At 71.6% G+C, this 23,795-nt stretch carries 24 protein-coding genes and 2 pseudogenes; 7 read left to right on the top strand and 19 right to left on the bottom strand.

All coding sequences use genetic code 11. The features are described 5' to 3' along the window. Positions 1–10: 10 nt before the first annotated feature. Positions 11–1,030, top strand: a complete 1,020-nt coding sequence (locus M2266_RS09965) for a DUF5937 family protein (RefSeq protein ID WP_277437849.1) — start codon at positions 11–13, stop codon at positions 1,028–1,030. A 53-nt stretch (positions 1,031–1,083) separates the two neighbouring features. On the opposite strand, the gene glnA is transcribed toward M2266_RS09965, so the two are convergent. Next, positions 1,084–2,493, bottom strand: a complete 1,410-nt coding sequence (gene glnA / locus M2266_RS09960; RefSeq protein ID WP_277437848.1) for a type I glutamate--ammonia ligase — start codon at positions 2,491–2,493, stop codon at positions 1,084–1,086. A 213-nt stretch (positions 2,494–2,706) separates the two neighbouring features. Here glnA and M2266_RS09955 point away from each other — a divergent pair, with 213 nt between their 5' ends. Then, complete coding sequence (locus tag M2266_RS09955; protein ID WP_277437847.1) at positions 2,707–3,174, top strand: RDD family protein; 468 nt, start codon at positions 2,707–2,709, stop codon at positions 3,172–3,174. Between the two features lie 116 nt (positions 3,175–3,290). Here M2266_RS09955 and M2266_RS09950 read toward each other — a convergent pair whose 3' ends face one another. From M2266_RS09950 to lipB, 4 genes are all read right to left on the bottom strand, one after another. After that, positions 3,291–3,971, bottom strand: a complete 681-nt coding sequence (locus tag M2266_RS09950) for a DUF4191 domain-containing protein (RefSeq protein ID WP_277437846.1) — start codon at positions 3,969–3,971, stop codon at positions 3,291–3,293. Between the two features lie 68 nt (positions 3,972–4,039). Beyond that, a complete protein-coding gene (locus M2266_RS09945; RefSeq protein ID WP_277437845.1) occupies positions 4,040–4,282 on the bottom strand; it encodes a hypothetical protein in 243 nt (80 codons plus the stop codon). 328 nt (positions 4,283–4,610) lie between these two features. After that, a complete protein-coding gene (lipA, locus tag M2266_RS09940; RefSeq protein WP_277437844.1) occupies positions 4,611–5,588 on the bottom strand; it encodes a lipoyl synthase in 978 nt (325 codons plus the stop codon). Positions 5,589–5,744: 156 nt separating this feature from the next. Further along, positions 5,745–6,554 (bottom strand): lipoyl(octanoyl) transferase LipB, encoded by an 810-nt coding sequence (gene lipB, locus M2266_RS09935; protein WP_277441139.1) that lies wholly within the window; start codon positions 6,552–6,554, stop codon positions 5,745–5,747. A gap of 274 nt (positions 6,555–6,828) precedes the next feature. Here lipB and M2266_RS09930 point away from each other — a divergent pair, with 274 nt between their 5' ends. Beyond that, positions 6,829–8,310, top strand: coding sequence for a regulator (locus M2266_RS09930; RefSeq protein ID WP_277437843.1), 1,482 nt, complete (start codon positions 6,829–6,831; stop codon positions 8,308–8,310). A gap of 22 nt (positions 8,311–8,332) precedes the next feature. Here the strand turns inward: M2266_RS09930 and M2266_RS09925 are convergent, their stop codons facing one another. After that, positions 8,333–9,640, bottom strand: a complete 1,308-nt coding sequence (locus M2266_RS09925) for an NAD(P)/FAD-dependent oxidoreductase (RefSeq protein ID WP_277437842.1) — start codon at positions 9,638–9,640, stop codon at positions 8,333–8,335. Between the two features lie 178 nt (positions 9,641–9,818). Beyond that, on the bottom strand, positions 9,819–10,721 hold the full coding sequence (locus M2266_RS09920; RefSeq protein WP_277437841.1) for a TIGR01777 family oxidoreductase: 903 nt from the start codon (positions 10,719–10,721) through the stop codon (positions 9,819–9,821). A 79-nt stretch (positions 10,722–10,800) separates the two neighbouring features. Between M2266_RS09920 and M2266_RS09915 the strand changes: the two are divergent. Beyond that, positions 10,801–11,277: pseudogene (locus M2266_RS09915) on the top strand (GNAT family N-acetyltransferase); the annotation flags it as partial. 103 nt (positions 11,278–11,380) lie between these two features. On the opposite strand, the gene M2266_RS09910 reads toward M2266_RS09915, so the two are convergent. After that, a complete protein-coding gene (locus M2266_RS09910; RefSeq protein WP_277441138.1) occupies positions 11,381–11,893 on the bottom strand; it encodes a DUF4240 domain-containing protein in 513 nt (170 codons plus the stop codon). Between the two features lie 201 nt (positions 11,894–12,094). Beyond that, positions 12,095–13,090, bottom strand: coding sequence for a GNAT family N-acetyltransferase (locus tag M2266_RS09905; protein WP_277437840.1), 996 nt, complete (start codon positions 13,088–13,090; stop codon positions 12,095–12,097). Between the two features lie 83 nt (positions 13,091–13,173). Between M2266_RS09905 and M2266_RS09900 the strand changes: the two genes are divergently transcribed. Further along, positions 13,174–14,127 carry an SDR family oxidoreductase gene (locus M2266_RS09900; RefSeq protein ID WP_277437839.1) on the top strand — a complete coding sequence of 318 codons (954 nt, stop codon included), beginning with the start codon at positions 13,174–13,176 and terminating at the stop codon, positions 14,125–14,127. A gap of 18 nt (positions 14,128–14,145) precedes the next feature. On the opposite strand, the gene M2266_RS09895 is transcribed toward M2266_RS09900, so the two are convergent. The 7 genes and pseudogenes from M2266_RS09895 to M2266_RS09865 all read right to left on the bottom strand — a co-directional run bounded on the left by M2266_RS09895 (position 14,146) and on the right by M2266_RS09865 (position 21,170). Continuing rightward, the gene (locus M2266_RS09895) at positions 14,146–15,144 is read right to left on the bottom strand and encodes a WYL domain-containing protein (RefSeq protein ID WP_277437838.1); all 999 of its coding nucleotides are present in this window, start codon (positions 15,142–15,144) and stop codon (positions 14,146–14,148) included. Between the two features lie 110 nt (positions 15,145–15,254). Continuing rightward, positions 15,255–17,046 (bottom strand): annotated as a pseudogene (gene sucB / locus M2266_RS09890) (2-oxoglutarate dehydrogenase, E2 component, dihydrolipoamide succinyltransferase). Positions 17,047–17,095: 49 nt separating this feature from the next. Next, a complete protein-coding gene (gene lpdA, locus M2266_RS09885; RefSeq protein WP_277437837.1) occupies positions 17,096–18,484 on the bottom strand; it encodes a dihydrolipoyl dehydrogenase in 1,389 nt (462 codons plus the stop codon). A 356-nt stretch (positions 18,485–18,840) separates the two neighbouring features. Continuing rightward, positions 18,841–20,352, bottom strand: coding sequence for a leucyl aminopeptidase (locus M2266_RS09880; protein ID WP_277437836.1), 1,512 nt, complete (start codon positions 20,350–20,352; stop codon positions 18,841–18,843). Between the two features lie 128 nt (positions 20,353–20,480). Beyond that, positions 20,481–20,675 carry a DUF397 domain-containing protein gene (locus M2266_RS09875; protein WP_277437835.1) on the bottom strand — a complete coding sequence of 65 codons (195 nt, stop codon included), beginning with the start codon at positions 20,673–20,675 and terminating at the stop codon, positions 20,481–20,483. A gap of 50 nt (positions 20,676–20,725) precedes the next feature. Beyond that, positions 20,726–20,920, bottom strand: a complete 195-nt coding sequence (locus M2266_RS09870) for a DUF397 domain-containing protein (RefSeq protein WP_277437834.1) — start codon at positions 20,918–20,920, stop codon at positions 20,726–20,728. A gap of 10 nt (positions 20,921–20,930) precedes the next feature. Further along, on the bottom strand, positions 20,931–21,170 hold the full coding sequence (locus tag M2266_RS09865; RefSeq protein WP_277441137.1) for a Scr1 family TA system antitoxin-like transcriptional regulator: 240 nt from the start codon (positions 21,168–21,170) through the stop codon (positions 20,931–20,933). Between M2266_RS09865 and M2266_RS09860 the strand changes: the two genes are divergently transcribed. Next, positions 21,060–21,485 carry an ATP-binding protein gene (locus M2266_RS09860; protein WP_277441136.1) on the top strand — a complete coding sequence of 142 codons (426 nt, stop codon included), beginning with the start codon at positions 21,060–21,062 and terminating at the stop codon, positions 21,483–21,485. The genes M2266_RS09865 and M2266_RS09860 overlap by 111 nt on opposite strands. Before the next feature lie 94 nt (positions 21,486–21,579). After that, complete coding sequence (locus M2266_RS09855; RefSeq protein ID WP_277437833.1) at positions 21,580–21,882, top strand: hypothetical protein; 303 nt, start codon at positions 21,580–21,582, stop codon at positions 21,880–21,882. A gap of 197 nt (positions 21,883–22,079) precedes the next feature. Here the strand turns inward: M2266_RS09855 and M2266_RS09850 are convergent, their stop codons facing one another. The 3 genes from M2266_RS09850 to M2266_RS09840 all read right to left on the bottom strand — a co-directional run bounded on the left by M2266_RS09850 (position 22,080) and on the right by M2266_RS09840 (position 23,726). Further along, complete coding sequence (locus M2266_RS09850; protein WP_277437832.1) at positions 22,080–22,958, bottom strand: helix-turn-helix domain-containing protein; 879 nt, start codon at positions 22,956–22,958, stop codon at positions 22,080–22,082. Between the two features lie 139 nt (positions 22,959–23,097). Beyond that, positions 23,098–23,520 (bottom strand): PIN domain nuclease, encoded by a 423-nt coding sequence (locus M2266_RS09845; RefSeq protein ID WP_277437831.1) that lies wholly within the window; start codon positions 23,518–23,520, stop codon positions 23,098–23,100. After that, positions 23,517–23,726, bottom strand: a complete 210-nt coding sequence (locus tag M2266_RS09840; protein WP_277437830.1) for a type II toxin-antitoxin system VapB family antitoxin — start codon at positions 23,724–23,726, stop codon at positions 23,517–23,519. The genes M2266_RS09845 and M2266_RS09840 overlap by 4 nt, the downstream gene beginning before the upstream one ends. Positions 23,727–23,795 lie beyond the last annotated feature (69 nt).

Below are 23,795 nucleotides of genomic sequence, written 5' to 3'. Positions count from 1 at the left end.
AATCTGGAGCATGCGGCGATTCGAGTTCGGCACCGACGACCTGCTGCGCAGCCGGTTCGCGCTGTCGCCGGCCTTCGAGTTGTGCAACCTCCTGGGCTATCTGGAGGGTCGCACCCGGCAGCGGCTGCCACCCGCCTGGTCGGCCCGGCTGATGCCGGTCTTCCAGCGGCTGCGCCGCGACACCGACCTGGACGCGGCACTCGCCCTCCACACCCGCACCTTCGGCGCCAACTTCGTCGCGCTGCCGCCCCGCGGACTCGACCAGTCCTGGGACGACGACATCGCCGCGATCCGCGCCACGAGCCTGTCCCAGGCCCACGAGGAGGTCGAACAGTGCCTCGCCGCCCGCCCGACCCGCGACCCCCGCGTGCTGGCGACGCTGCGCGGCGACGAGGTCGTCGCGCGGGTCGCCGACGCCCTGGACCAGGCCTGGCACGAACTGCTCGCCCGCGACTGGCCCCAGTTGCGCGCCATCTGCGAACGTGACGTCGTCCACCGGGTCGGCCGCCTCGGCCGCTCGGGCTGGGCGGCCACCCTCGACGACCTCCACCCCGACCTGCGGTGGCGCGACGGCGGCATCGACATCCGCGGCACGTCCTCGTCATCGGGCAGCACCACCACGCTCGCCGGGGAGGGGCTGCTGCTCATCCCGTCGGTCTTCGTCTGGCCCCACCTGGCCACCTTCATCGACGACCCCTGGCCGAAGGCGATCGTCTACCCCGCCCGCGGCACGGCCGCCCTGTGGGAGACCCCCGACCCCGTCGAACCGGACGCCCTCGCGGGCCTTCTCGGCCGCTCGCGCTCCCGACTCCTGGCCGCGCTGGACCAGCCCGCGAGCACCACCCAACTCGCCCAGAGCCTGCGTCTGGCCCCCGGCGCGGTCGGCGACCACCTCACCGTCCTCCGCAAAGCCGGCCTCCTCCACCGAGCCCGCTCCGGCCGCTCGGTCCTCTACTACAGAACCCCCCTGGGCGAAGCCCTCACCGCGGTCACCCCCGACCCGACCGCGTCGCCACCCGGCAACGACTGAGCCCGGGCACTCTCCACGAGGAGAGTGCCCGGGCTCAGGTGCGCGGCGCGTGCTTAGAGGTCGAAGTACATCTCGAACTCGTGCGGGTGCGGGCGCAGGGCGATCGGGGCGATCTCCTGGGTGCGCTTGTAGTCGATCCAGGTCTCGATCAGGTCGCTGGTGAAGACACCGCCGGCCTGGAGGTACTCGTGGTCGTTCTCGAGGGCCTCGAGGACGGCGGGGAGCGAGGTCGGGACCTGGGGGACGCCCGCGTGCTCTTCGGGGGCGAGCTCGTAGAGGTCCTTGTCGACCGGCTCGGCCGGCTCGATCTTGTTCTTGATGCCGTCGAGGCCGGCCATCAGGAGCGCCGAGAACGCCAGGTACGGGTTGGACGACGGGTCAGGCGCGCGGAACTCGATGCGCTTGGCCTTCGGGTTGGCGCCCGTGATCGGGATGCGGATCGCGGCCGACCGGTTGCGCTGGGAGTAGACCAGGTTGACCGGGGCCTCGAAGCCGGGCACCAGGCGGTGGTACGAGTTCACCGTCGGGTTGGTGAAGGCGAGGAGCGAGGGGGCGTGCTTGAGGATGCCGCCGATGTAGTACCGGGCGGTGTCCGAGAGGCCCGCGTAGCCCTGCTCGTCGTAGAACAGCGGCACGCCGTCGGTCCACAGCGACTGGTGGACGTGCATGCCCGAGCCGTTGTCACCGAAGATCGGCTTCGGCATGAAGGTCGCGGTCTTGTTGTTGCGCCAGGCGACGTTCTTCACGATGTACTTGAAGAGCATGAGGTCGTCGGCCGCCGCGAGCAGCGTGTTGAACTTGTAGTTGATCTCGGCCTGGCCGGCCGTGCCCACCTCGTGGTGCTGGCGCTCGACCTGCAGGCCGGACTTCTCCAGCTCCAGGGAGATCTCGGCACGGAGGTCGGCGAAGTGGTCGACCGGGGGGATCGGGAAGTACCCGCCCTTGTAGCGCACCTTGTAGCCGCGGTTGTTGTCCTCGGAGCCGGTGTTCCAGGCGCCGGCCTCGGAGTCGATGTGGTAGTACGACTCGTTGGCGTTGGTCGCGAAGCGCACGCTGTCGAACACGTAGAACTCGGCCTCGGGGCCGAAGTACGCGGTGTCGGCGATGCCGGACGACGCGAGGTAGGCCTCGGCCTTCTTCGCCACGTTCCGCGGGTCACGGCTGTACTGCTCGCCGGTGATCGGGTCGTGGATGAAGAAGTTGATGTTGAGCGTCTTGTCCTTGCGGAACGCGTCCAGGCGCGACGTGGTGAGGTCGGGGACGAGCGCCATGTCGGACTCGTGGATGGCCTGGAAGCCGCGGATCGACGACCCGTCGAACATCAGCGTCTCGGTCGGGTCGAAGGTGCTGACCGGGACCGTGAAGTGCTGCATGACTCCGGGCAGATCACAGAAGCGGACGTCAATGAACTTGACGTCCTCGTCCGAGATGAACTTCTTGACGTCGTCGGCGTTCTGGAACATCCAACTCCTCCTAGACCCGGCTCGAAGAGTCCGGGATGGCAACACGAGGCGCGGCCAGTGCGATGGCGCACGCTGGCCCCGACCATAGGGATCGGGGATTTCCCAAGCATGACCCATTTGTTTCGTCGAGGTTAACCGCTAGGTCGTGAGTGTCGCGCGCCGGGAGCGAAGGGACCGTACGGGGGACGCGGGACGGCACAGTACGGTGGACGGGTGGACAACAGGGAAGCACTCGGGTCGTGGCTCTCGGGACCGCGCGCGGCGGCCGAGCAGATGGGCACGGATTTCGGCTACCGGGGCGAACGCCTGGGGCTGCCGAAGGACGGGCCGGGTTCGCTGGCCGGTGTCGGCCGGCGGTTCGTGGCGGTGTTCGTCGACTGGACGCTCTGCCTGGTGATCGCATACGGCCTGATCGCGCACCGTGACGTCCACGCGTCCAATCCCTGGACGCTGGCCCTCTTCGGCGCCCTGAGCGTCCTCACCCTCGGCACCCTCGGCAGCACCCCCGGCAAGCGGCTGCTCGGCCTGCGGGTGGTCGGCCTGGGCGGCGGACGGCTCCGCATCGGCCCCGTGGTGCTGCGTACGGTCCTGCTGCTCCTGGTGATCCCGGCCATGGTGTGGGACCGCGACGGACGGGGGCTGCACGACAAGGCCGCCCGATCCGTCGAAGTCCGGATCTAGTCAGCGGAACTCAGCGGAAACTCAGCGGGAAGCCAGCGGGAAGTCAGCGAAAAACGCCCTGGTGGGCCCGGCTCGCCGGGCCCACCAGGGCGTTGTGGTCAGTAGCGGTGCGGGGGTCAGCGACCCTTCGGCATCCGCATGCCCTTCGGCATCGGACCCTTCGGGATCGGCATGTTGCTCATCAGGGTGCCGAGCGACCGCAGACGGTCGTTGACCTCGGTGACCTTCGGTCCGGCCAGCACGCGCGGCAGCTTGAGCAGCGTCGTGCGCACCTTCTTGAGCGGGACCTGGCCCTCTTCGTTGCCGACGATGATGTCGGTGATCGGCACGTCGAACACGACGCGCGCCACCTTCTTCTTCTCGGCGCCGAGCAGGGCCTTCACCCGGTTCGGGTTGCCCTCGCCGACCAGCACCACGCCGGCCTTGCCCACCGCACGGTGCACCACGTCCTGGCTCTTGTTCATCGCGACCGCCGGAGTCACGGTCCAGCCGCGGCCCACGTTGTCCAGCACCGCCGCGGCGGCACCCACCTGGCCCTCCAGCTGCCCGAAGGCGGCCTTCTCGGCCCTGCGGCCGAAGACGATGGCCATCGCGAGGAACGCGAACAGCAAGCCCAGGATGCCCGCGTAGATCGGGTGGTCGATCAAGAAGCCGAGGGCGAGGATGACACCGAAGGTGACGATTCCCACAGCCGCAACGACGAGCCCGACCTTGGAGTCGGCCCGCCTGGTCATCTTGTAGGTCTGAGCGATCTGCTGAAGACGCCCAGGGTTCTCGGATGTTTCCTTCCTCGCCATGCGGCACAGGATACGTGGCCCGCGCGCCGGTGGGCGCATCGGTGGCCCTCAAGGAGCCGGCCGGCCCGTCAGAAGGAATCCGGCCCCGTGTGCAGGCCGCCGGTGGGCGCGTTCAGCGCCTCGATCACGTGCTGCACCTCGTGCCGGTCCTTGGCCCGACGCCGGTCCTCGACCACGGCCGACCAGGCGTTGCGACGGGCGGTCTGCTGACCCCCGCCGAGCAGCAGCGCCTCCATGGCGCGCAGGGCCCCGGTGACGGTGACGTTGGGGTGGAGGGTGCTCTGTTGGAGCTGTGCGGACTCAACCTGCATGGGTCCCCCTCAGGACTCAGGACGCCTCGGAATCGCATGAACGTGCGTGAACCAGGCTCGCCACACTGTGTTACCAGCCCGTGACCGCACGGTCAATCTCGCATGAAACCTCGAAACGGCCCCTGATTCCGCTTCGCCGCGCCGCACGGCTGGTCGGAGCAGGTGACGCGGTGCTGAGTCGCACCGCGTCACCGTGAGGGGTCTCACACGGCCCGAGAAGGGTTTCACCCGGCCGGAGTGGGGATTCGCACAGCCTCAGAGGTGCCCGTCAGTCCCGACGGGGCCGATAGGCCGACCGGGCGGGATGCCGGGCCGACGGGGACGGGCGTCAGACCGTCTGCGCCGCCACCGAGTGCTCGCCCGTTTCCCGGCGGCGGTCCATCGCCTGCTGGAACAGCCGGCCCGCGCGGTACGAGGAACGGACCAGCGGCCCGGACATGACGCCGGCGTAGCCGATCGCGTCGGCCTCGTCCTTCAGCTCGACGAACTCGTGCGGCTTCACCCAGCGCTCGACGGGGTGGTGCCGGGGCGAGGGCCGCAGGTACTGCGTGATGGTGATGAGCTCGCAGCCGGCGTCGTGCAGGTCTCGCAGCGCCTGGCTGACCTCCTCGCGCTCCTCGCCCATGCCCAGGATCAGGTTGGACTTGGTGACCAGCCCGGCCTCGCGGGCCTTGGTGATCACTTCGAGGGAGCGCTCGTAGCGGAAGCCGGGGCGGATCCGCTTGAAGATGCGCGGCACCGTCTCGACGTTGTGCGCGAGCACCTCGGGCCGGGACGAGAAGACCTCGGCGAGCTGCGCGGGGACCGCGTTGAAGTCCGGGATCAGCAGCTCGACCTTGGTGTGGCCCTCGGCGCGCTCGGCGGTCTGCGCGTGGATCTGGCGCACCGTCTCCGCGTACAGCCACGCGCCGCCGTCCTCCAGGTCGTCGCGGGCGACGCCGGTGATGGTGGCGTAGTTCAGGTTCATGGTCACGACGGACTCGCCGACACGGCGCGGCTCGTCGAGGTCGAGCGCCGCCGGCTTGCCGGTGTCGATCTGGCAGAAGTCGCAGCGCCGGGTGCACTGGTCGCCGCCGATGAGGAAGGTGGCCTCGCGGTCCTCCCAGCACTCGTAGATGTTGGGACAGCCGGCCTCCTGGCACACGGTGTGCAGGCCTTCGCTCTTCACGAGCGCCTGCATCTTCGTGTACTCGGGGCCCATCTTCGCCCGGGTCTTGATCCACTCGGGCTTCCGCTCGATGGGGGTCTGAGCGTTCCGGACTTCCAGGCGCAGCATCTTGCGTCCGTCGGGTGCGACAGCGGACATCGTCCGGTACTCCCCTTCCACCATCGTGACTTCGAATCTTCGGCGAACCCCAGGGTACGCCCGTTGTTTGTACCTGTACGAACAGAGGCAACCAGCAGGCTCATGGGGGCATTCCCCCAAGGGGGTGACGGCCCGTGGAGCCCGCCGGCAGGCGCCCTACACGGCCCGGGGCAGCGGCGCCGCGGTCTCCAACACCGCCCGCAGGTGCTTCTCGATCACCGGCACGACGTCGGTGACGGAGATGTCCCGGCCCAGCTCGTTGGAGAGCGACGTGACCCCGGCGTCGCGGATGCCGCAGGGCACGATCCGGTCGAACCAGGTGTTGTCGGGGTCGCAGTTGATCGCGAAGCCGTGCATCGTCACGCCCTTGGCGACGCGGATGCCGATGGCGGCGAGCTTGCGGTCCTCACGGCGCTGGCCGGCGTTGGAAGGCGCGTACTCCGGGCCGTTCAGCCGCGGGTCGAACTCTCCCTCCTCGCCCCCCTTCGACGAGGAGGGGCCCACGCCGAGCCGCGGGTCGAAGTCCAGCGTCAGGCCGCCCGCCGGGCGCTGCTCGACGGGGTCGCCCAGCACCCAGACGCCGCTGCGGCCCTCGATGCGGGTGGTCTCCAGGCCGAACTCGGCGCAGGTCGCGATCAGCGCGTCCTCGAGCCGGCGGACGTGCGCGACGACGTCGACCGGACGCGGCAGCTTGAGGATCGGGTAGCCGACGAGCTGGCCGGGGCCGTGCCAGGTGATCTTGCCGCCGCGGTCCACGTCCACGACGGGGGTGCCGTCCAGCGGGCGCTCGTTGTCGGCGGTGCGGCGGCCCGCGGTGTAGACCGGCGGGTGCTCCAGCAGGAGGCAGGTGTCGGGGATCTCGTCCTCGAAGCGCGCGGCGTGCACCCGGCGCTGCTCCTGCCACGCCTCCTGGTACTCGACGGCGTCCGCCCCGAAGCCCAGGTGGACGAAGTGCAGGTCAGTCACCAGGTCAGTCACGTCAGCTCCTCGTAGTCGCCTCGTTGGCGCCCCTGCAACTGTACGACCGGGGCGGGAGTGGTCCTCGAAGGGGGCCGGACGCGGTGGGGGGCGGGTGGGCGGCGCTGATACCACGGTCGGTGACCGGAGGGCCGGCTTTTGCGAGTCGATGGGGCGGGGCGTCACCCGTTCGGGGGAATCTGCAGTTCGATCGGTGAGTGCGGCACTACAGGCCGTTACATTCACGCATTTCCGTTCCTCGAGGAAGTGGACCGCACAGCCGATGACGGACCGATCCCCGCAGCGTTCCCCCAACCGCCAGCTCGCCACCCTGATCACGGAGGCCGGCTTCTCCAACGCGGGGCTCGCCCGCCGGGTCGATCAGCTCGGTATCGAGCACGGCCTGGACCTGCGCTACGACAAGACCTCCGTGACGCGCTGGCTGCGCGGCCAGCAGCCACGCGGCACCACGCCCGCGCTCATCGCCGAGGTCTTCACGCGACGGCTGGGGCGGCGGCTGTCCGCGCAGGACCTCGGGCTCGACGCGTGCGCGCCGGTCTACGCGGGCCTGGAGTTCGCCGCCGGGCCGGACGAAGCGATCGACATCATCAGCGGGCTGTGGCGGAAGGACACCGGCAGCCAGGCCGAGCTGCGCAAGATCGCGTTCACACCGGCCGGGCTGGTGGTACCGAGCCGCGACTGGCTCATCGGGCGCCCCGACGAACACGTGGCGCACGGAAGCGGGTCGGCGGCCGGTGCGGGCGCGGCGGCGGAACCCGAGCCTGCCGGCCGGGTCCGGATCCCCGCGCAGACGCGCGGCCACGGCCCGGGCCGCGCCGCCGTCCCCCGCCAGCGCGTCACCATGGGCGACATCGCCGCGCTGCGCTCCGTCGGCGATCTCTTCCGGACCCTCGACAACACGTACGGCGGCGGCCACGCGCGCCAGGCGCTCGTCCGCTACCTCGAGCACGAGGCCGAGCCGATGCTGCGCGGCACGTACGGCGAGGAGCTCGGACGGCGGCTGTTCGGCGCGGTCGCCGACCTGACGCGGCTGGCCGGCTGGACCTCCTACGACATCGGCGCCCACGGCCTCGCCCAGCGCTACTTCGTCCAGGCCCTGCGCCTCGCCCAGGCGTCCGCGGACCGCGTCTACGGCGGCTACGTCCTGGTCACGATGAGCCGCCAGGCGGTGTACCTCGGGCACGGGCGCGAGGCGGTCCAGCTGGCGCGGGTGGCGCAGCAGGGGGTCGGCACGAGCGCGCCCGCCGTCGTGCAGGCCCTTCTGCACGCGGCGGAGGCGCGCGGGCACGGGCTCCTCGGCGAGATGCGCGCCTGCTCGGCGTCGCTGGCGCGCGCGGAGCGCGCGCTGGAGGCGGCGCGGGCAGGTGACGAGGTCCCGCGCTGGGCGCGGTTCTTCGACGAGGCGCAGCTCGCGGACGAGTTCGGCCACTGCCACCGGGACCTGCGGCAGTACCGGGCCTCGGCGCAGTACGCCGAACGTTCGCTCCAGCTGCGGGGGCCGGTGTACGCGCGGAGCCGGGTGTTCTGCCGGACGGTGCTGGCGTCGGCGCGGCTGGGGTTGGGGGAGGTGGACCTGGCGTGCGCGCTGGGGGGAGAGGCGATGCAGCAGGCGACCGAAATGCGGTCCATGCGGGCGGTGGAGTACGTACGGGACTTCGCGCGGCGGCTGGAGCCGTACCGGGAGAGCGGGGCGGGGCGGGGGTTCTTCGAGCGGGCGGCGGCGCTGGGGCTGGCCGTGGGCTGAGCCCGCCGACGGCGGGTGCGCGTCAGGCCGCGTCCTCGATCCGGTGAGGGGGGACGGTCGCCGCCGGGCGGAAGCCGAAGTCCGCCAGGAGGTGGGTGGCGGCGCGGCGGCCGGAGCGGAGGGCGCCCTGGACGGTGCTGGTGTCGCGGTGGTCGCCGCAGACGTACAGGCCGCACAGCAGCCGGACCGGGCGCCGTAAGTCGTGAGGGGCGGCCATCACGGGGACGGCCTCGGGGTCGTGGTGGGTGGCCAGCGGCTCCCAGTCGTCCGTCGAGGTCTCGTACAGCTCGGCCAGGTGTTTGCGCACGCCGATGTCGTCGGGGCGGCCGTCCTCCTGCGGGCCGAGGAGGACGGACGTGACGAGAGCGCGTCCGGACGGGGCGCGGGAGGGGTCGAGTTCGCTGGCGGGAAGCGTGTGCGAGACGGGCCCGTGCCGGTCGGCGTCGAGGACCAGGAGGGGCTCGCGCAGCGGGGACCTGGGCGCGGCGTGGTGGACGATCGTGACGGGGTGGAAGGCGGGGACCCGCAGCCCGGGGAGGAGCTCGCCGGCGGCGCGGGCGCCGGTGGCCACCACCACGGCCCGGCAGGGCAGTTGGCCGGTCCCACGGTCGTCGGTGGCGACGGTGTTGACGGCGACGTCGGTGGCCCGGACACCGAGCCGCACGGTGCCCGGCGGCAGGGCGGCGGCGAGGCGCTGCGGGACGGTGGCGGCGCCGGCGGCGGGCAGACACGTGCCGCCGCGGGCGAAGCCGCGCAGCACGAGGTCGGCGCAGCGGCTGGAGGTGGTGAGGTCCGGGTCGCAGAGCAGCGCGTTGAGCAGCGGGCGCACGAAACCGTCGACGAGGCGGGGCGCGAAGCCGCGGGCGGCGAGCGCGGCGGCCGCGGTGGTCTCGGGCCGGGCGAGGAGCCGGGCGGTGGAGGTGGCGGCCAGCCGGTTGAGCGCGGTCCCGAGTCCCGCCCGGTCGAGGGTGTCGCCGAACGGCGTCCTGGCCGCGGAGAGCACGGCGCGGGCCCGCGCTCCGCGGGTGTCGCCGACCCGGTAGCCGCGGCCGCCGGCCCGCACCAGGGCGCCGGGGGCGAACGGGCGCAGCCGCAGCCCCTGGAGCCCCGGGGTCCGCCGGAGGTCGGGGTTGGACATGTTGAGCAGTTGCGGGCCGTGGTCGAGCCGGAAGCCGTCCACGGTGTCGGTGGCCATCCGGCCACCGACCCGTGATCCCGCTTCCAGCACGGTGACGGTCAGCCCCGCGCTGGTCAGGTGGTGTGCCGCCGCGAGGCCCGCGATCCCGGCTCCGATCACGACGACGTCCGCTTGCCGTGCTGTTGAGAGCACGATGCCCCTCCGGAGGTTGGCTTCGTTCCCCGCTCGCGTCAGCTGGCGCTGGTAGGGGTCATGCCCTCTCCGCAGGCGGCTGATGCACCGGGTGCACGGTGCGATTCAGCCGTTCGGCACTGAGTGCCCGCGCGGCGGCCGGTAAGCGCCCCCGTACGGCCACGGTGTGGCAGCGGCCTCAGCGCCCCCGCGCGGCCCGGATGCTCTCCTCGATGCCCGGGAACGCGAACGTGAAGCCCGAGTCGAGCAGCCGCCGCGGCAGCACGCGCTGGCTCATCAGGACGTCCTGGGCGAACTCGCCGAGCGCGATGCGCAGGGCGAACGCGGGGACGGTGGCGAGGGTGGGCCGGCGCATGACGCGGCCCATCGCCGCGGTCACCTCGCGGTTGGTGAGGGGCTCGGGCGCCGTCAGGTTCACCGGACCGAAGAGGCCCGCGGTGTCGATGATGTGGCGGAACGCGGCGACCTCGTCGTGCAGGGAGATGAAGCTCCAGTACTGGCGCCCGTCCCCGAGCCGGCCGCCGAGACCGGCGTTGAAGAGCGGGAAGAGCCGTCCCCAGGCGCCGCCCTTGCTGGAGACGACCAGCCCGGTGCGGGCGAACGCGGTCCGGATGCCGGCCGCGGCCGCGGGCTCCGCGGCGGCCTCCCAGTCCCGGACGACGCCGGCGAGGAAGTTGTCGCCGCCCGGGGCGTCCTCGTCCACCGGGCGGTCACCGGTGTCGCCGTAGTATCCGACCGCGGTCCCGCAGACGAGGACCTTGGGCGGGGTGTCGAGGGACGCGACGGCGCGGGCGATCGCGGTGGTGCCGAGGACCCGGCTGTCGTGGATCTCCTTCTTGTACGCGGCGGTCCAGCGGTGGTCGCCGACGCCGGCCCCGGCGAGGTGGACGACCGCGTCGCAGCCCGTCAGCCCCTTGGTGTCCACGTACTGGCGCGGGGGGTCCCAGCGGACCTCGTCCGGGCCGGTGGGTTCGCGCCGGACCAGGCGGGACACCTCGTGCCCGTCGGTGCGGAGGGAGCGGACGAGGGCGGAGCCGATGAGGCCCGAAGCGCCGGTGACTGCGATACGCATGCGTCCCATTCTGCCCGCGACGGGTGCCGACGGGGTGCCGGCGGGGTGCCGGGCGAGCCGGGCGGCGCACATGGCAGAGTTGGCCGGTATGTCAGATGTGATGGTCCGTCCGGCGACGTACGCCGATGAGGCCGACCTCGTCCGGATCGACGTCCGCACCTGGTCCGCCCTGCACGCGGTGCAGCCGCCGCCCGACCCCGGCAAGCCCTTCTTCGACGAGCGCCACCCGCCGGACGAGATCCTGGTCGCCCAGGTCGACGGGCAGTTGGCCGGCTATGTGCGGATCGTGTCGCCCACTCCGCTGCCGTGCAACGCGCACGTCCGCCAGATACAGGGGCTCGCCGTGGACACCTGGGCCCGCGGCCGGGGCATCGCCCGCAGGCTGATGGACGAGGCGCTGCGGGAGGCCGGCCGCCAGGGCGCGATCCGGATGACGTTGCGGGTGCTGGGCCACAACGCCCCGGCGCGGCGGCTCTACGAGTCGATGGGGTTCACCGTCGAGGGCGTGCTGCCGGGCGAGTTCCTGCTGCAGGGCGCCTACGTGGACGACGTCCTGATGGGCCGTCCGCGTGGACCTCTCTGCCGGGCAGCCGGCGCCGCCTGCCACCTAACCGCCCCGCTCGGGGCCGCTCCGGGCGGAGCCGACGCCGCGTCAGGCCGCGTCCCCGTCAGCCGAAACGGGCCCACAGCTTGGGGAAACGGTCCGCCATGAGACTCGTGTCGTCCATGTCCAGCTGCTCGCCCTCCGGGTCGCCGGGCCGCGGCAGCTCCAGATCGGGCAGCCGCACCCCGGTCAGCTGCTCGTACGCCTCGTCCGCCGCGTACCCCAGCTCCTCGGCGTCGCCGTCGACCTCCGGGTCGAACTCCGCGACGAGGAAGGCCAGGTCGTCGGGGTTGTGCAGGGCGCCCTCGAAGACATGCCGGCCCTGGCCGATCAGCCAGCAGCGGAAGAAGTCGAACGCCTCGTCGTCCGCGCCGCCCAGCATGACGTCCGCGGCACTCCACACGTCCCACCGGAAGGCCCGCGCGAAGCGGGTCTCGAAGTGCCGCGCGAAGTCCGTCACCGAGTCCGGATCGAGCAGCGCGAGCCGCTCGATCAGCAGATCGGCCTGTTCCTCCGGATCACCGTCCGCGGCCGCGCGGGTGCTGTCGATGATCTCCCAGAACTCCGTCTCGTCCATCACGCGTCCAGCTTCCCGGTTGCCGGGGCCGGACGCACGCGGAGTGCCCCGTATGCGCCCGTGTCGTTACGCACGTTTGGCCTCATTGGCCGGATGACGTCGCGGAGCGTCCCCCCGGCGGTCGCGGAACGCGACGGAAGAACGACGGCGGGGACGACGGAGGGGCCCGCGGCGGGGACGGCGGGGGACCGACGGAAGCACTCACTCCGCCAGGTTCAACTCGTACTCCACCGTCTGCCGCACGGGCACGAAGCCGAGCCCCGCGTTGATCGCCACCATGTGCCGATTGTCGTCGGCGTTGTCGGTCTCGATCTCCGTCACACCGGGCAGCCCGTCCGCGATCCGCCGGATCATCGACGCCTTCATCCAGCGCCCGAGGCCGTGCCCGCGGTGCCGGGGGACGACGGCCGTGTCGTGCTGCAGCGCGCGCCCGGCGCCGTCGGCCGGCACGACCAGCTCGGTGTAGCCGGCCACCGAGCCGTCCCCTTCACCGATCGCGGCCACGGTGATCAGCCGTTCGCCGCGCTTGGCGAAGACCTCGCAGACGGACCGGACGCGCTCGGCCGTCCACGGGACGTGGCCGAGATCCATCCCGCCGGTCGGCATGTCGTCCAGAGCCTGCTTGGCGAGCGCGAAGGCGTCGATCAGACCGTCGGGGGCGATGCCCTCCCAGCTCTCCAGCCGGTAGCCCGGATGCGGCTCGGCCGCGAGCGCGCCGATCGCGGCCGCGTCCATGCTGTCGAACCGCAGCCGCCGCCAGGTGAGCTTCAGCACCGGGGTGAAGGCGCGGGTGGCCAGGAAGCGGTCGCCGGGGGTGCCGACCGTGGTCCTGGTGATGAGGCTGCGGCGCCCGGCGTCGCGGGCCGCGCCCACGGCGGTGGCCAGCAGCCGGGAGCCGGCGCCGAGTCGCCGGTGGGCCGGGTGCGAGTACAGCTCCAGGGAGGCGAGATGGGAGCGCCCCGGCTCGTCGAACAGCCGCAGCGCGGCGGTTCCCACCGGCGCCCCCGCGGTGTTCCGCGCCAGCCACAGCAGCTTGCGACTGTAGGCGCTCGGCGTCGCGAGCTGCGCGTACACGTCCTCGGACGAGGGCACCGGATCGCCGGGCAGGTCGTGGCCGAGGGCGGCGGCCAGCACCTGGTACCAGTCGAGCAGCTGCGCGCCGGTGGGGTGGGTCAGCACATCTATGTGGAGCGGCAAGATGCCTCCGGAGGAAACCTGACACAGGGTGTCGGGTATGGCTGCGACGGTCGTGCAGTACGTACCACTACAGGAGGTCCAGCATGGCCGACAAGCGGAATGACGATGACGGTCCCCAGGGCGAGCCGGACGGCAGGCTCGACGGCAAGGTGGTCCTGGTCGCCGGAGCCACTCGCGGGGCCGGGAGGGCCATGGCCGTGGAGCTCGGCCGGGCCGGCGCCGTGGTCTACGCGACCGGCCGCACGACGCGCGAGCGGCGCAGCGAGGTGAACCGCCCCGAGACCATCGAGGAGACCGCGGAGCTCATCGACCGAGCCGGCGGCACCGGCATCGCGGTCCTGACCGACCACCTCGATCCCGAGCAGGTCCGCGCCCTCGTCGACCGGATCGACCGCGACCACGGGCGGCTCGACGTCCTCGTCAACGACACCTGGGGCGGCGAGGCCTACATCGACTTCGACACCAAGATGTGGGACATCGACCTGGCGAAGGGCCTGCGCATGCTGCGCCTCGGCGTCGACAGCCACCTGATCACCAGCCACTGCGCGCTGCCGCTGCTGATCCGCAGGCCCGGCGGCCTGGTCGTGGAGATCACGGACGGCACCGCCGAGTCCAACGAGGAGTACCGCAACAGCCTGTTCTTCGACGTCACGAAGAACGTTCCGATCCGGATGGCCTACGGCCTGGGGAAGGAGCTGGAGGAGTACGGCTGCACCGCCGTCTCCCTCACCCCCGGCTTCCTGCGCTCCGAGCAGATGCTCGACACCTTCGGGGTGACCGAGGCCAACTGGCGCGACGGGGCGAAGGTCAGCCCGCACTTCGTCATCGCGGAGTCGCCGACCTTCATCGGCCGCGCCGTCACGGCTCTCGCCACGGATCCGGACGTGGCCCGGTGGAACGGCCGGTCGCTGTCCAGCGGCCAGCTCGCCCGGGTCTACGGCTTCACCGACACGGACGGCTCGCGGCCGGACGCCTGGCGCTACATCTCCGAGGTGGCGATCGGAGGGAAGGACGCCCCGGTCGAGGAGTACCGGTAGGCGGTCCGGGCCGGATCCTTACGGAGCGCGCTCCGCGTACCGTGCCGCCATCGCCCCGGCCGCCTCCGCGAAGCGCTCGCGCAGCGCGTCCGGCGCGAGGACCTCGGCCTCGGGGCCGAGCGCGAGCAGCTGGGTGTAGGCGACGTCGAGTGACTCGACGGGGAGGGTGACGGTGACGCCGGTCCGCCCGTCGGGCGGTTCGGCCGCCTCCAGCGCCGCCTGCGCGGCGGCCCGGTCGACCACGGCGGGCAGTCGCCGGGCACCGGCTTCCGTGAGCCGTACGACGACCTCGTCGCGCAGGATCGCGCGGGCGAACTCGGCGGACCGCCGGGCCCAGAAGCCGGGCAGGTCGAAGTCGGGATCCCGCTCGAAGTGCCCGCCCGAGGCACCGGTGGCCGCCGCCACCGGTTCCACGGCGGTGAAGCGGTCGACCCGGTAGACCCGGTACTGCCCCGCCGTACGGGCCGCCAGATACCAGATCCCGCCCTTCAGGACCAGGCCGTACGGTTCCAGCTCCCGCCGCACCTCCCGCTCGCCGCGCCGGTAGCGGGCGCCGACGACGCGGTCGTCCCAGACGGCGTCGGCGAGTGCGGGGAGCAGCGGGGGTGTCTGCGGCTCCTGGTACCAGCCGGGCGCGTCCAGGTGGAAGCGCTGGGCGGCGGAGCGGGAGGCGTCCCGCAGCTCGGGGAGCAGGGCCGCCGTGACCTTGAGTCGGGCCGCGGAGCCGGTGTCCGCCAGGCCCATGTCGCGCAGCGCGCCCGGGACCCCGGAGAGGAACAACGCCTCCGCCTCGTTCCGTCCCAGCCCCGTCAGGCGCGTGCGGTACCCGCCGACGAGCCGGTAGCCGCCGGCCCTGCCGCGTTCGGCGTAGACCGGCACCCCCGCTTCGGACAGGGCCAGCACGTCCCGGGCGACGGTGCGTTCGGAGACCTCCAGGGCCTCCGCCAGCTCGGCGGCCCGCATCGAGCCGCGGTTCTGGAGCAGCAGTACGAGGTGGATCAGCCGCGCCGCGCGCATGGTGCCTCCCGTGTCGGGAACGGACCGGTACGCCGACGCCCCCGGCCCGTGGTGCCGGGTCGGGGGCGTCGCACTGCGATGGCCCTCGCGTCGAGGACGCGGTAGCGGTCCTAGAGACCGATCTCGGTCTCGAACTCGGCCGCTTCCAGGATCTCCTTGACGGCCGTCAGGTAACGGGCCGCGTCGGCACCGTCCACCAGGCGGTGGTCGTAGGAGAGCGCCAGGTACGTCATGTCGCGGACGCCGATGACGGTGCCCTCGGCGGTCTCGATGACCACCGGACGCTTGACGGTCGCGCCGATGCCCAGGATGGCGGCCTGGTTCGGGGGCACGATCACCGTGTCGAACAGCGCACCGCGCGAGCCGGTGTTGCTGATCGTGAAGGTGGCGCCGGACAGCTCGTCCGGGCTGATCTTGCTCGCCCGTACCTTGCCGGCCAGCTCCGCGGTCCGCTTGGAGATGCCCGCGATGTTGAGGTCGCCCGCACCCTTGATGACCGGAGTCATCAGACCCTTCTCGGAGTCCACCGCGATACCGATGTTCTCGGAGTCGAAGTAGGTGATGGTGCCCTCGTCCTCGTTGATCCGGGCGTTGACGACCGGGTGGGCCTTCAGCGCCTGGGCCGCGGCCTTGACGAAGAACGGCATCGGCGAGAGCTTGACGCCCTCGCGCTGCGCGAATGCGTCCTTGGCCTTGTTGCGCATCTGCATGATCTTGGTGATGTCCACCTCGACCACGCTGGTGAGCTGCGCCTGGCTGTGCAGCGCCTTCATCATGTTGTCGCCGATGACCTTGCGCATGCGGGTCATCTTGACCGTCTGGCCGCGCAGCGGGGACGCCACGAGGGCGGCCTTCGGCGCGGACGCGGCGGCCGGGGCGGCGGCGCTCGCGGCGGCGGCCTTGGCGGCCTCCGCGGCGGCGATGACGTCCTGCTTGCGGATACGGCCACCGACGCCGGTGCCCTTGACCGAGGACAGGTCCACGCCGTTCTCGGAGGCGAGCTTACGGACCAGCGGGGTCACGTAGGCGCCGTCGTCACCCGAGGTGGCCGGCGCCGGAGCGGCGGCCGGGGCCTGGGCGGGAGCGGCGGGTGCCGGAGCCGGGGCGGCGGGCGCGGCCGGAGCCGGTGCCTGGGCCTCGCGGGGCCGGGGCGGCCGGAGCCGGGGCGGGTGCCGGAGCAGGCGCGGGGGCCGGAGCAGGTGCCGGTGCCGGTGCCGGTGCGGCGGCCGGAGCCGGAGCGGCGGGAGCCGGGGCAGCGGCCGGAGCGGCACCCGCGACGCCGATGATCGCGAGCTTGGTGCCGACCTCGGCGGTCTCGTCCTCGTTGATGAGGATCTCCAGGAGGACACCACCGGTCGGGGCCGGGATCTCGGTGTCGACCTTGTCGGTGGAGACCTCGAGCAGCGGCTCGTCGGCCTCGACGGTCTCGCCGACCGCCTTGAGCCAACGGGTGACGGTGCCCTCGGTGACCGACTCGCCCAGTGCGGGCAGCAGGACCGGGGTTCCCTCGGAAGAACCCGCGGAACCCGAGGAAGCGGCGGGGGCTTCGGCGGCGGGAGCCTCGGCGACCGGGGCCGGCGCGGGGGCCTCGGCCGGGGTGGACGCCTCGGTGGAGGGGACCTCGGCGGGGGCCTGGGCCGGAGCCTCGGCGGCGGGCGCGCCCGAGCCGTCGTCGATGATGGCCAGCTCGGCGCCGACCTCGACGGTCTCGTCCTCGGCCACCTTGATGGAGGCCAGAATGCCGGAGGCGGGCGACGGGATCTCGGTGTCGACCTTGTCGGTCGACACCTCGAGCAGCGGCTCGTCTGCCTCGACGCGTTCACCCTCGGCCTTGAGCCAACGGGTGACGGTGCCCTCGGTCACGCTCTCGCCGAGCGCCGGAAGGGTTACGGAAACCGCCATGTTGCGGTTGCTCCTAACGATCTGTGCGGATGGGTGCGTGCTGAGGGGCTTAGTCGTGCGAGTGCAGCGGCTTGCCCGCGAGGGCCAGGTGGGCCTCGCCGAGCGCCTCGCTCTGGGTCGGGTGCGCGTGGATGAGCTGGGCCACCTCGGCCGGCAGCGCTTCCCAGTTGTAGATCAGCTGGGCTTCGCCGACCTGCTCGCCCATACGGTCACCGACCATGTGGACACCGACGACGGCACCATCCCTGACCTGGACGAGCTTGATCTCGCCCGCGGTCTTGAGGATCTTGCTCTTGCCGTTGCCCGCGAGGTTGTACTTCAGGGTGACGACCTTGTCGGCGCCGTACAGCTCCTTGGCCTTCGCCTCGGTGATACCGACGGAGGCGACCTCCGGGTGGCAGTACGTGACGCGCGGAACGCCGTCGTAGTCGATCGGCACGGCCTTGAGACCGGCCAGCCGCTCAGCTACCAGGATGCCCTCGGCGAAGCCGACGTGCGCGAGCTGGAGGGTCGGGACGAGGTCACCGACGGCCGAGATCGTGGGCACGTTGGTCTGCATGTACTCGTCGACGAGGACGTAGCCGCGGTCCATCGCGACGCCGGCCTCCTCGTAACCCAGGCCCTGCGAGACCGGGCCGCGGCCGACGGCGACGAGCAGCAGCTCGGCCTCGAACTCCTTGCCGTCGGCGAGGGTGACCTTGACGCCGTCCGCCGTGTACTCGGCCTTCTGGAAGAACGTGCCGAGGTTGAACTTGATGCCGCGCTTGCGGAACGCGCGCTCCAGCAGCTTGGAGCTGTTCTCGTCCTCGAGCGGGGCCAGGTGCGGCAGGCCCTCGACGATCGTGATGTCCGAGCCGAACGACTTCCACGCGGAGGCGAACTCGACGCCGATGACGCCGCCGCCCAGCACGATCGCGGACTTCGGGACGCGGTCCAGGACCAGCGCGTGGTCCGAGGAGATGATGCGGTCGCCGTCGATGTTCAGGCCCGGCAGCGACTTCGGCACGGAGCCGGTCGCCAGCAGGAGGTGGCGGCCGGTGTAGCGCTCGCCGTTCACATCGACAGTGGTGGGGGAGGACACCCGGCCCTCACCCGCGACGTAAGTGATCTTGCGGCTGGCGACCAGCCCCTGCAGACCCTTGTACAGGCCCGCGATCACGTCGTCCTTGTACTTGTGGACACCTGCCATGTCGATGCCATCGAAGGTGGTCTTGACACCGAACTGCTCGCTCTCACGAGCCTGGTCGGCGATCTCGCCCGCGTGCAGCAGAGCCTTTGTGGGGATGCAGCCGTTGTGCAGACACGTGCCACCGAGCTTGTTCTTCTCGATCAGGGCGACGTCCAGGCCCAGCTGCGCCGCGCGCAGCGCCGCGGCGTAACCGCCACTGCCGCCGCCGAGGATCACTAGGTCGAAAACGGTGCTGGCGTCGTTCGCCACGTCACGTCCTCCATGCATGGGTACGCCGGAGCCGGTCTGTGGTGACCGGGCGGCGGCTGTTAATTCGGCCGCTATGTCTGAAAAATTGAAAACTGGGCCCTGTCGTGCCGACCAACATCTTCGCACTTGTTCGCGGTGGGCGGGTCACCGGGCCGTCGTCTGAGACGGACTTAAGCCCCATCCTGGGAGGCTACTGGCCCGTAAGGGGCACTCCGGGCGCCGGAATCTCGCTCAGGGCGAACACCTGCCCGGTCGCGCGGACGGCCCCGGGCGTGCTAGCCCGGGGCCGTCCGCGCGCACAAACGGTGACGGGAATCCGGCCGGAAGACGCCGGTCGTGAGCCCGTCGTCCGCCGGCTAGAGAACGCCGCCGGTGGCGGCCTTCTCGACCAGCCGGACCAGGGTGCGGACCGCGCTGCCGGTGCCGCCCTTGGGGGTGTAGCCGAACGGGGCGCCCTCGTGGAACGCCGGGCCCGCGATGTCCAGGTGCGCCCAGGTGATGCCCTCGCCCACGAACTCCTGCAGGAACAGACCGGCCACCAGGCCGCCGCCCATCCGCTCGCCCATGTTCGCGATGTCCGCGACCGGCGAGTCCATCGCCTTGAGCAGCTCCGGCGGCATCGGCATCGGCCACGCCTGCTCGCCCGACTCCGTCGCCGTCTCGTGCAGCGCGGTACGGAAGCCGTCGTCGTTCGACATGATCGCGAACGTCCGCGTGCCGAGCGCCAGCACCATCGCGCCGGTCAGCGTCGCCACGTCCACGATCGCGTCCGGGTTCTCCTCGGAGGCGCGCGCCAGCGCGTCCGCCAGGACCAGCCGGCCCTCGGCGTCGGTGTTGAGCACCTCGACGGTCTTGCCCGAGTACATCTTCAGCACGTCACCGGGACGCGTCGCGTTACCGCCCGGCATGTTCTCCGCCAGCGCGAGCCAGCCGGTCACGTTGACCTGCACGCCCAGCTTGGCGGCCGCCACGACGGTCGCGAACACGGCGGCCGCGCCGGCCATGTCGCACTTCATGGTCTCGTTGTGGCCCGGGGGCTTCAGGGAGATGCCGCCCGAGTCGTACGTGATGCCCTTGCCGACGAGCGCGACGGTCTTCTTCGCCTTGGGGTGGGTGTACGCCACCTTCACCAGTCGCGGCGGGGTGGCCGAGCCCCGGCCGACGCCCATGATGCCGCCGAAACCGCCCTTGACCAGTGCCTTCTCGTCGAGCACCTCGACCTTGAGGCCGTGCTCCTTGCCGGCGGCCTGGACCGCGGCGGCGAAGGCCTTCGGGTTCAGGTCGTTCGGCGGCATGTTGATCAGGTCACGCGCCCGGTTGACCTCCTCGGCCACCGCGGTCGCCCGCTCGGCCGCGGCCTTGTGCGCCTTGTCGCGCGGCTTGGCGCCCACGAGGGCGACCTCGCCCAGCGGACCCTTGCCGGAGGCGCTGTCCACCCGGTACGCCGAGTAGGCGTACGCGCCCAGCAGTGCGCCGGTCGCCACCGCCTCCACGCCCGCCGCGTCCTCGGCGGGCAGCGCGAAGGCCGCCTTCTTCGTCCCGCTCAGCGCACGCGCCGCGGCCCCGGCCGCCCTGCGCAGCGCCTCGGCGTCGTAACCGGCGCCGTCGGCGGGCGTCTCACCCAGACCCACAGCGAGCACCACCGCCGACTTCACGCCGGACGGAGCGGGCAGCTTCGTCACCTCGCCCTCGCCGCCGGAGGCGCCGAGGAGTTCCAGCGTCGCGGCGAGCTTGCCGTCGAACGCGGCGTCCACGGCCTCGGCCCCGGCGGCGACCTCGGGGCCCTTGGCACCCTTGGTCACGCCGATGACGACGGCATCCGCGCGCAACGCTGCGCCGGAGGAAGTGCTGAGTGTCAGTGCAGTCACGGTGAGGGTGGTCCTGTTCCGTCGAGTTGTGTCGGCCAAGGGGTGGGCCGGCCGCGCCCCCGGCATCGTATTCCGCCACGCCCGCGGGGCGGCACGCCAGGGTTGCGCCGCTTGCGCCGCGGTCGAGCCTACGCCTGACGCGGCGCGTCGTCGGCTGTCGCCTTGACCTCCGCGAGGAACGCCCCCAGGCGGGCGGGGGTGGTCGTCACGATCGCCCCGGGGTCCGTGCTTACGCGTAGGGCTAGGCGGGTGCCCACGGTGGCGAGCTGTATGCGGTTGCTGCCACCTTCGCCGCTGAAGGATGACTTCAGCCAATGGGTCACTGGATGCCTTTCACAGATGGTGGGCGATACCGCTATGCGGTGGGGGGCGCCTAGGGTTGGCGCGGCAGGTCGAGGGTCCCGGCCTTGACCGCGTCGAGGAAGGCCCGCAAGCGGGCGGGAGACGCGGTGACGATCACCTCCGGTGCCGTACTTTCGCGCAGGGCTACGCGGGGGCCGACGGTGGCCAGCTCTATGCAGTTGTTGCCACCCTCGCCGCTGAAGGACGACTTCTGCCAATGGGTCACTGGATGCCTTTCACAGATCGTGGGCGATGCGGCTGATGAAGTCCCGGGACGCCGCCGGAGACAAGGCGGCCTGGTCCATCAGGTCCAGGCGCCGACGGTAGTTCACCAACTGGTTCGGAGCGTCGATGAATTCCGCGCCATCGGCTGTATCGAGCTGCACGGTGTCGAGCTCCTGGACGACTGTCCCGGCGTAGAGGATCGACTGATCCGGGGCGGGAAAGCCACCGGCGTCGAAGGAGATCACCCGGATCTCAACGTTGGGGGTTTACGCGAACTGGTCGACACAGCAGCCCTGCTGACCTCCGAGTTGGCGACGAACGCCTACCGCTACGCGCAGGGGCACGCCTCGTTGCGGCTCAACTGGGCGCCGCGCCGGCTACGGGTGACGGTCCGGGACAGCAATCCCGAGCTGCCGTCGGTGCTGGCGCCGGATCCGGACGCGGACGGCGGGCGGGGGCTCTTCCTGCTGGACCTGTTCTCGGACCGGTGCGGCGGATACGCGCTCGGGGAGGAACCCTTCGGGCTCTCCGGCAAGCTCATGTGGTTCGAGCTGGCGGCGAAGTGACCGGTAGAGGACACATGTCCTGTTCGCCCTCGTCCGGAGGGACTTCCGCTGCTGGGATTGAGGGGTCCCAGCAGGTGATGGAAGGAAATCGCAGATGTCTTCGCTGAAGCGCCGGATCGCCGCAGGAATCGGAAGCGCCGCCATCGTCGTGGCGGGTGTCGTCACCCTCGCCCCCGCCGCGAACGCGGCGGCCAACGCGCCCGCGGCGTGCAGTACGAGCAACGCCGTGACCAAGAAGACCGCGTACAACGGGAGCATGTACATCGAGCTGCGCTACAGCCAGCCGGCGGGCGATCGCGCTGTCCTTGGTGCCGTCCGCGAGCAGCAGCAGGATGTGGCGCTGCACCAGCGTCGGGGGCGGTACGGGTGGGTCGCGGCGGGTGACGGCGGTCGGTGACGGTGCGGCGGCCATGGCGGTGAAGGCCTGGATACGTTCCAGCAGGACATTCTGCTCGGCGATCAAACGGTTCTGGTCCGCGAGCAGTTCCTGGTAGCGCCGTAGTGCCGCCGGGGCGGACGGGGCCGTGCTGATGTCGTACACCTCGGCAGGCTTGCAGCGCGTCCCGCGCCCTGTCTTGAAGAAATCCGCAGCCGTCAGGTCAGGACCACGCTGGTGACCTGGCCGTCCACCCGGTCGACGGTGGGCGGGCCCGCGAAGTCCAGGGCGCGGGCCTGCAGGAACTGCCGGGGGGTGCGGCCGATCATCGCCTTGAACTCGCGGCTCAGGTGCGCCTGGTCGCTGAACCCGCACTCGGCGGCGATGCCCGCCGCCGCCCGGTTCTCCGCCATCAGCCGCAGCACCTTGCGCAGCCGCATGACGCGCGCCGCGCCCTTCGGCGTCAGGCCGATCTCCGTGCGGAAGCGGTGCTCCAACTGGCGCCAGCTCAAGCCCGTGTCGGCGACGAGTTGACCGATGGGCAGGGCCCCGGAGGTCCTGGCGAGCTCCCGCCAGGCGTACCGGACGCGGTCCGAGGCGGGGACGGCGTCCACGGACCAGCGCAGGAAGGCGGCGTCCAACAGCTCGAAGCGCTGCGCCCAGCCAGGGGCGCAGGCGAGGGCGTCGGCGAGATCGCGGCAGCGGGGGCCGAGCAGGTCGATGGGGTCGGCGATCGTGTCGGCCAGTTCGTGCATCGGGATCCCGAACAGTGCATACGCCTTCCACGGGGAGAGGATGACCTCCAGTCCGTTGAGCCGGCCGCTGTGCCGCCCCAACCCCGTGCTCGTGCGCAGGCCGACGAGCATCGAGCGGTGGGAGCTGCCGGTGGCCGACGGCGTCGCGGCCTCCGTCACCCGCAGTTCGTGGTCGAAGGAGAACAGCAGCGTCACCACGCCGTCCGGAACCTCCAGCCGCTGCCGCGGCAGATCCAGGTCGAGCCGGAACCCCCGGTACCGCTGGACCCCCGGCCGCAGCCGCGCGTGCGGCAGCGCCGTCGCCACCTCCCACCGGCCCTCAGGACATGCCAGATGTTGCATAGCCCGTTCCCCCCGTTCCCCCCGTAGCCCCATAGTCGTGCTTTGCCCCATCCTGCGGGCTCGGGAAGGGAACAGGGGTGCCCGTTTTCGGTCAGACTCGCCGGCGCCGGAGTGGGCGCGGGGGAAGGGGAGACCGCATTCAGGCCGTGCCTGGTTCGGCGAGCCAACGTGTGCGTTGGCGCGTGTGCTTGGCGATGGTTTCGAAGTCCGCGTCGTCATGCAGCAGCGTCAGGTTCGAGAGTTCCGCCACTGCCGCCACGGCGAGGTCCACGGGACCGGCCGAGCGGTGCTCGCCGTGACCCGTCAGGAGTTCCTGGACCTCGCGGGCGCGTTGGAAGATATTGTCCGGCGTGGGGGCCCAGTTGAAGATCGCGTGCAGGCGTTCCTGCTTCGCCTCGCGGTCGGAGCGCGACCGGGCGGAGTAGAGGATCTCCAGCTCGGTGAGGTCGCACAGGGCGATGAGCCCGCCGCCGAGTGCGGGTCCCCACTGGTCGTCGAACGTGTCGCTGATCAGGAGCCGGGCGGCGGCCGAGGTGTCGGCGAGGTAGGAGACCGCCGTCACCTGCGGAAGTTCCCCTTGTCGAGAAGGATGTCGAAGTCGCCCTGGGCGCCCATCTCCCGCAGCTCGGCCAGCGCTATCGCGCGGCTGCGGTGCTTGACGATCTCCTGGAGAGCGGTGTTGACCGTGTCCTTCTTGGTCGAGGTGCCGAGCAGTTCGGCGGCCTTGGCGAGAGCGTCGTCGTCGACTTCGAGGAGCAGCTTGGACATGACGCCTCCCATATAGATGGTTGGCACCCAGTGTGTATACGCCGATGTGCGCCGGGCAATCCGCGCACC

This window comes from Streptomyces sp. SPB162, assembly GCF_029504575.1.
In the GTDB taxonomy this organism is placed as follows: Bacteria; Actinomycetota; Actinomycetes; order Streptomycetales; family Streptomycetaceae; genus Actinacidiphila.
The sequence above is the reverse complement of the archived record's forward strand: the minus strand, read 5'-3'. Positions and strand labels throughout refer to the sequence as shown.

Coding starts and splice junctions, on each gene's coding strand:
- M2266_RS09945 (WP_277437845.1), bottom strand. CDS start 4,282: ATGCAGGTTGAGTCCGCACAGCTCCAACAGAGCACCCTCCACCCCAAC.
- lipA (WP_277437844.1), bottom strand. CDS start 5,588: ATGTCCGCTGTCGCACCCGACGGACGCAAGATGCTGCGCCTGGAAGTC.
- glnA (WP_277437848.1), bottom strand. CDS start 2,493: ATGTTCCAGAACGCCGACGACGTCAAGAAGTTCATCTCGGACGAGGAC.
- M2266_RS09840 (WP_277437830.1), bottom strand. CDS start 23,726: ATGTCCAAGCTGCTCCTCGAAGTCGACGACGACGCTCTCGCCAAGGCC.
- M2266_RS09950 (WP_277437846.1), bottom strand. CDS start 3,971: ATGGCGAGGAAGGAAACATCCGAGAACCCTGGGCGTCTTCAGCAGATC.
- M2266_RS09930 (WP_277437843.1), top strand. CDS start 6,829: ATGACGGACCGATCCCCGCAGCGTTCCCCCAACCGCCAGCTCGCCACC.
- M2266_RS09920 (WP_277437841.1), bottom strand. CDS start 10,721: ATGGGACGCATGCGTATCGCAGTCACCGGCGCTTCGGGCCTCATCGGC.
- M2266_RS09910 (WP_277441138.1), bottom strand. CDS start 11,893: ATGGACGAGACGGAGTTCTGGGAGATCATCGACAGCACCCGCGCGGCC.
- M2266_RS09895 (WP_277437838.1), bottom strand. CDS start 15,144: ATGCGCGCGGCGCGGCTGATCCACCTCGTACTGCTGCTCCAGAACCGC.
- M2266_RS09900 (WP_277437839.1), top strand. CDS start 13,174: ATGGCCGACAAGCGGAATGACGATGACGGTCCCCAGGGCGAGCCGGAC.
- M2266_RS09850 (WP_277437832.1), bottom strand. CDS start 22,958: ATGCAACATCTGGCATGTCCTGAGGGCCGGTGGGAGGTGGCGACGGCG.
- M2266_RS09965 (WP_277437849.1), top strand. CDS start 11: ATGCGGCGATTCGAGTTCGGCACCGACGACCTGCTGCGCAGCCGGTTC.
- M2266_RS09855 (WP_277437833.1), top strand. CDS start 21,580: ATGTCTTCGCTGAAGCGCCGGATCGCCGCAGGAATCGGAAGCGCCGCC.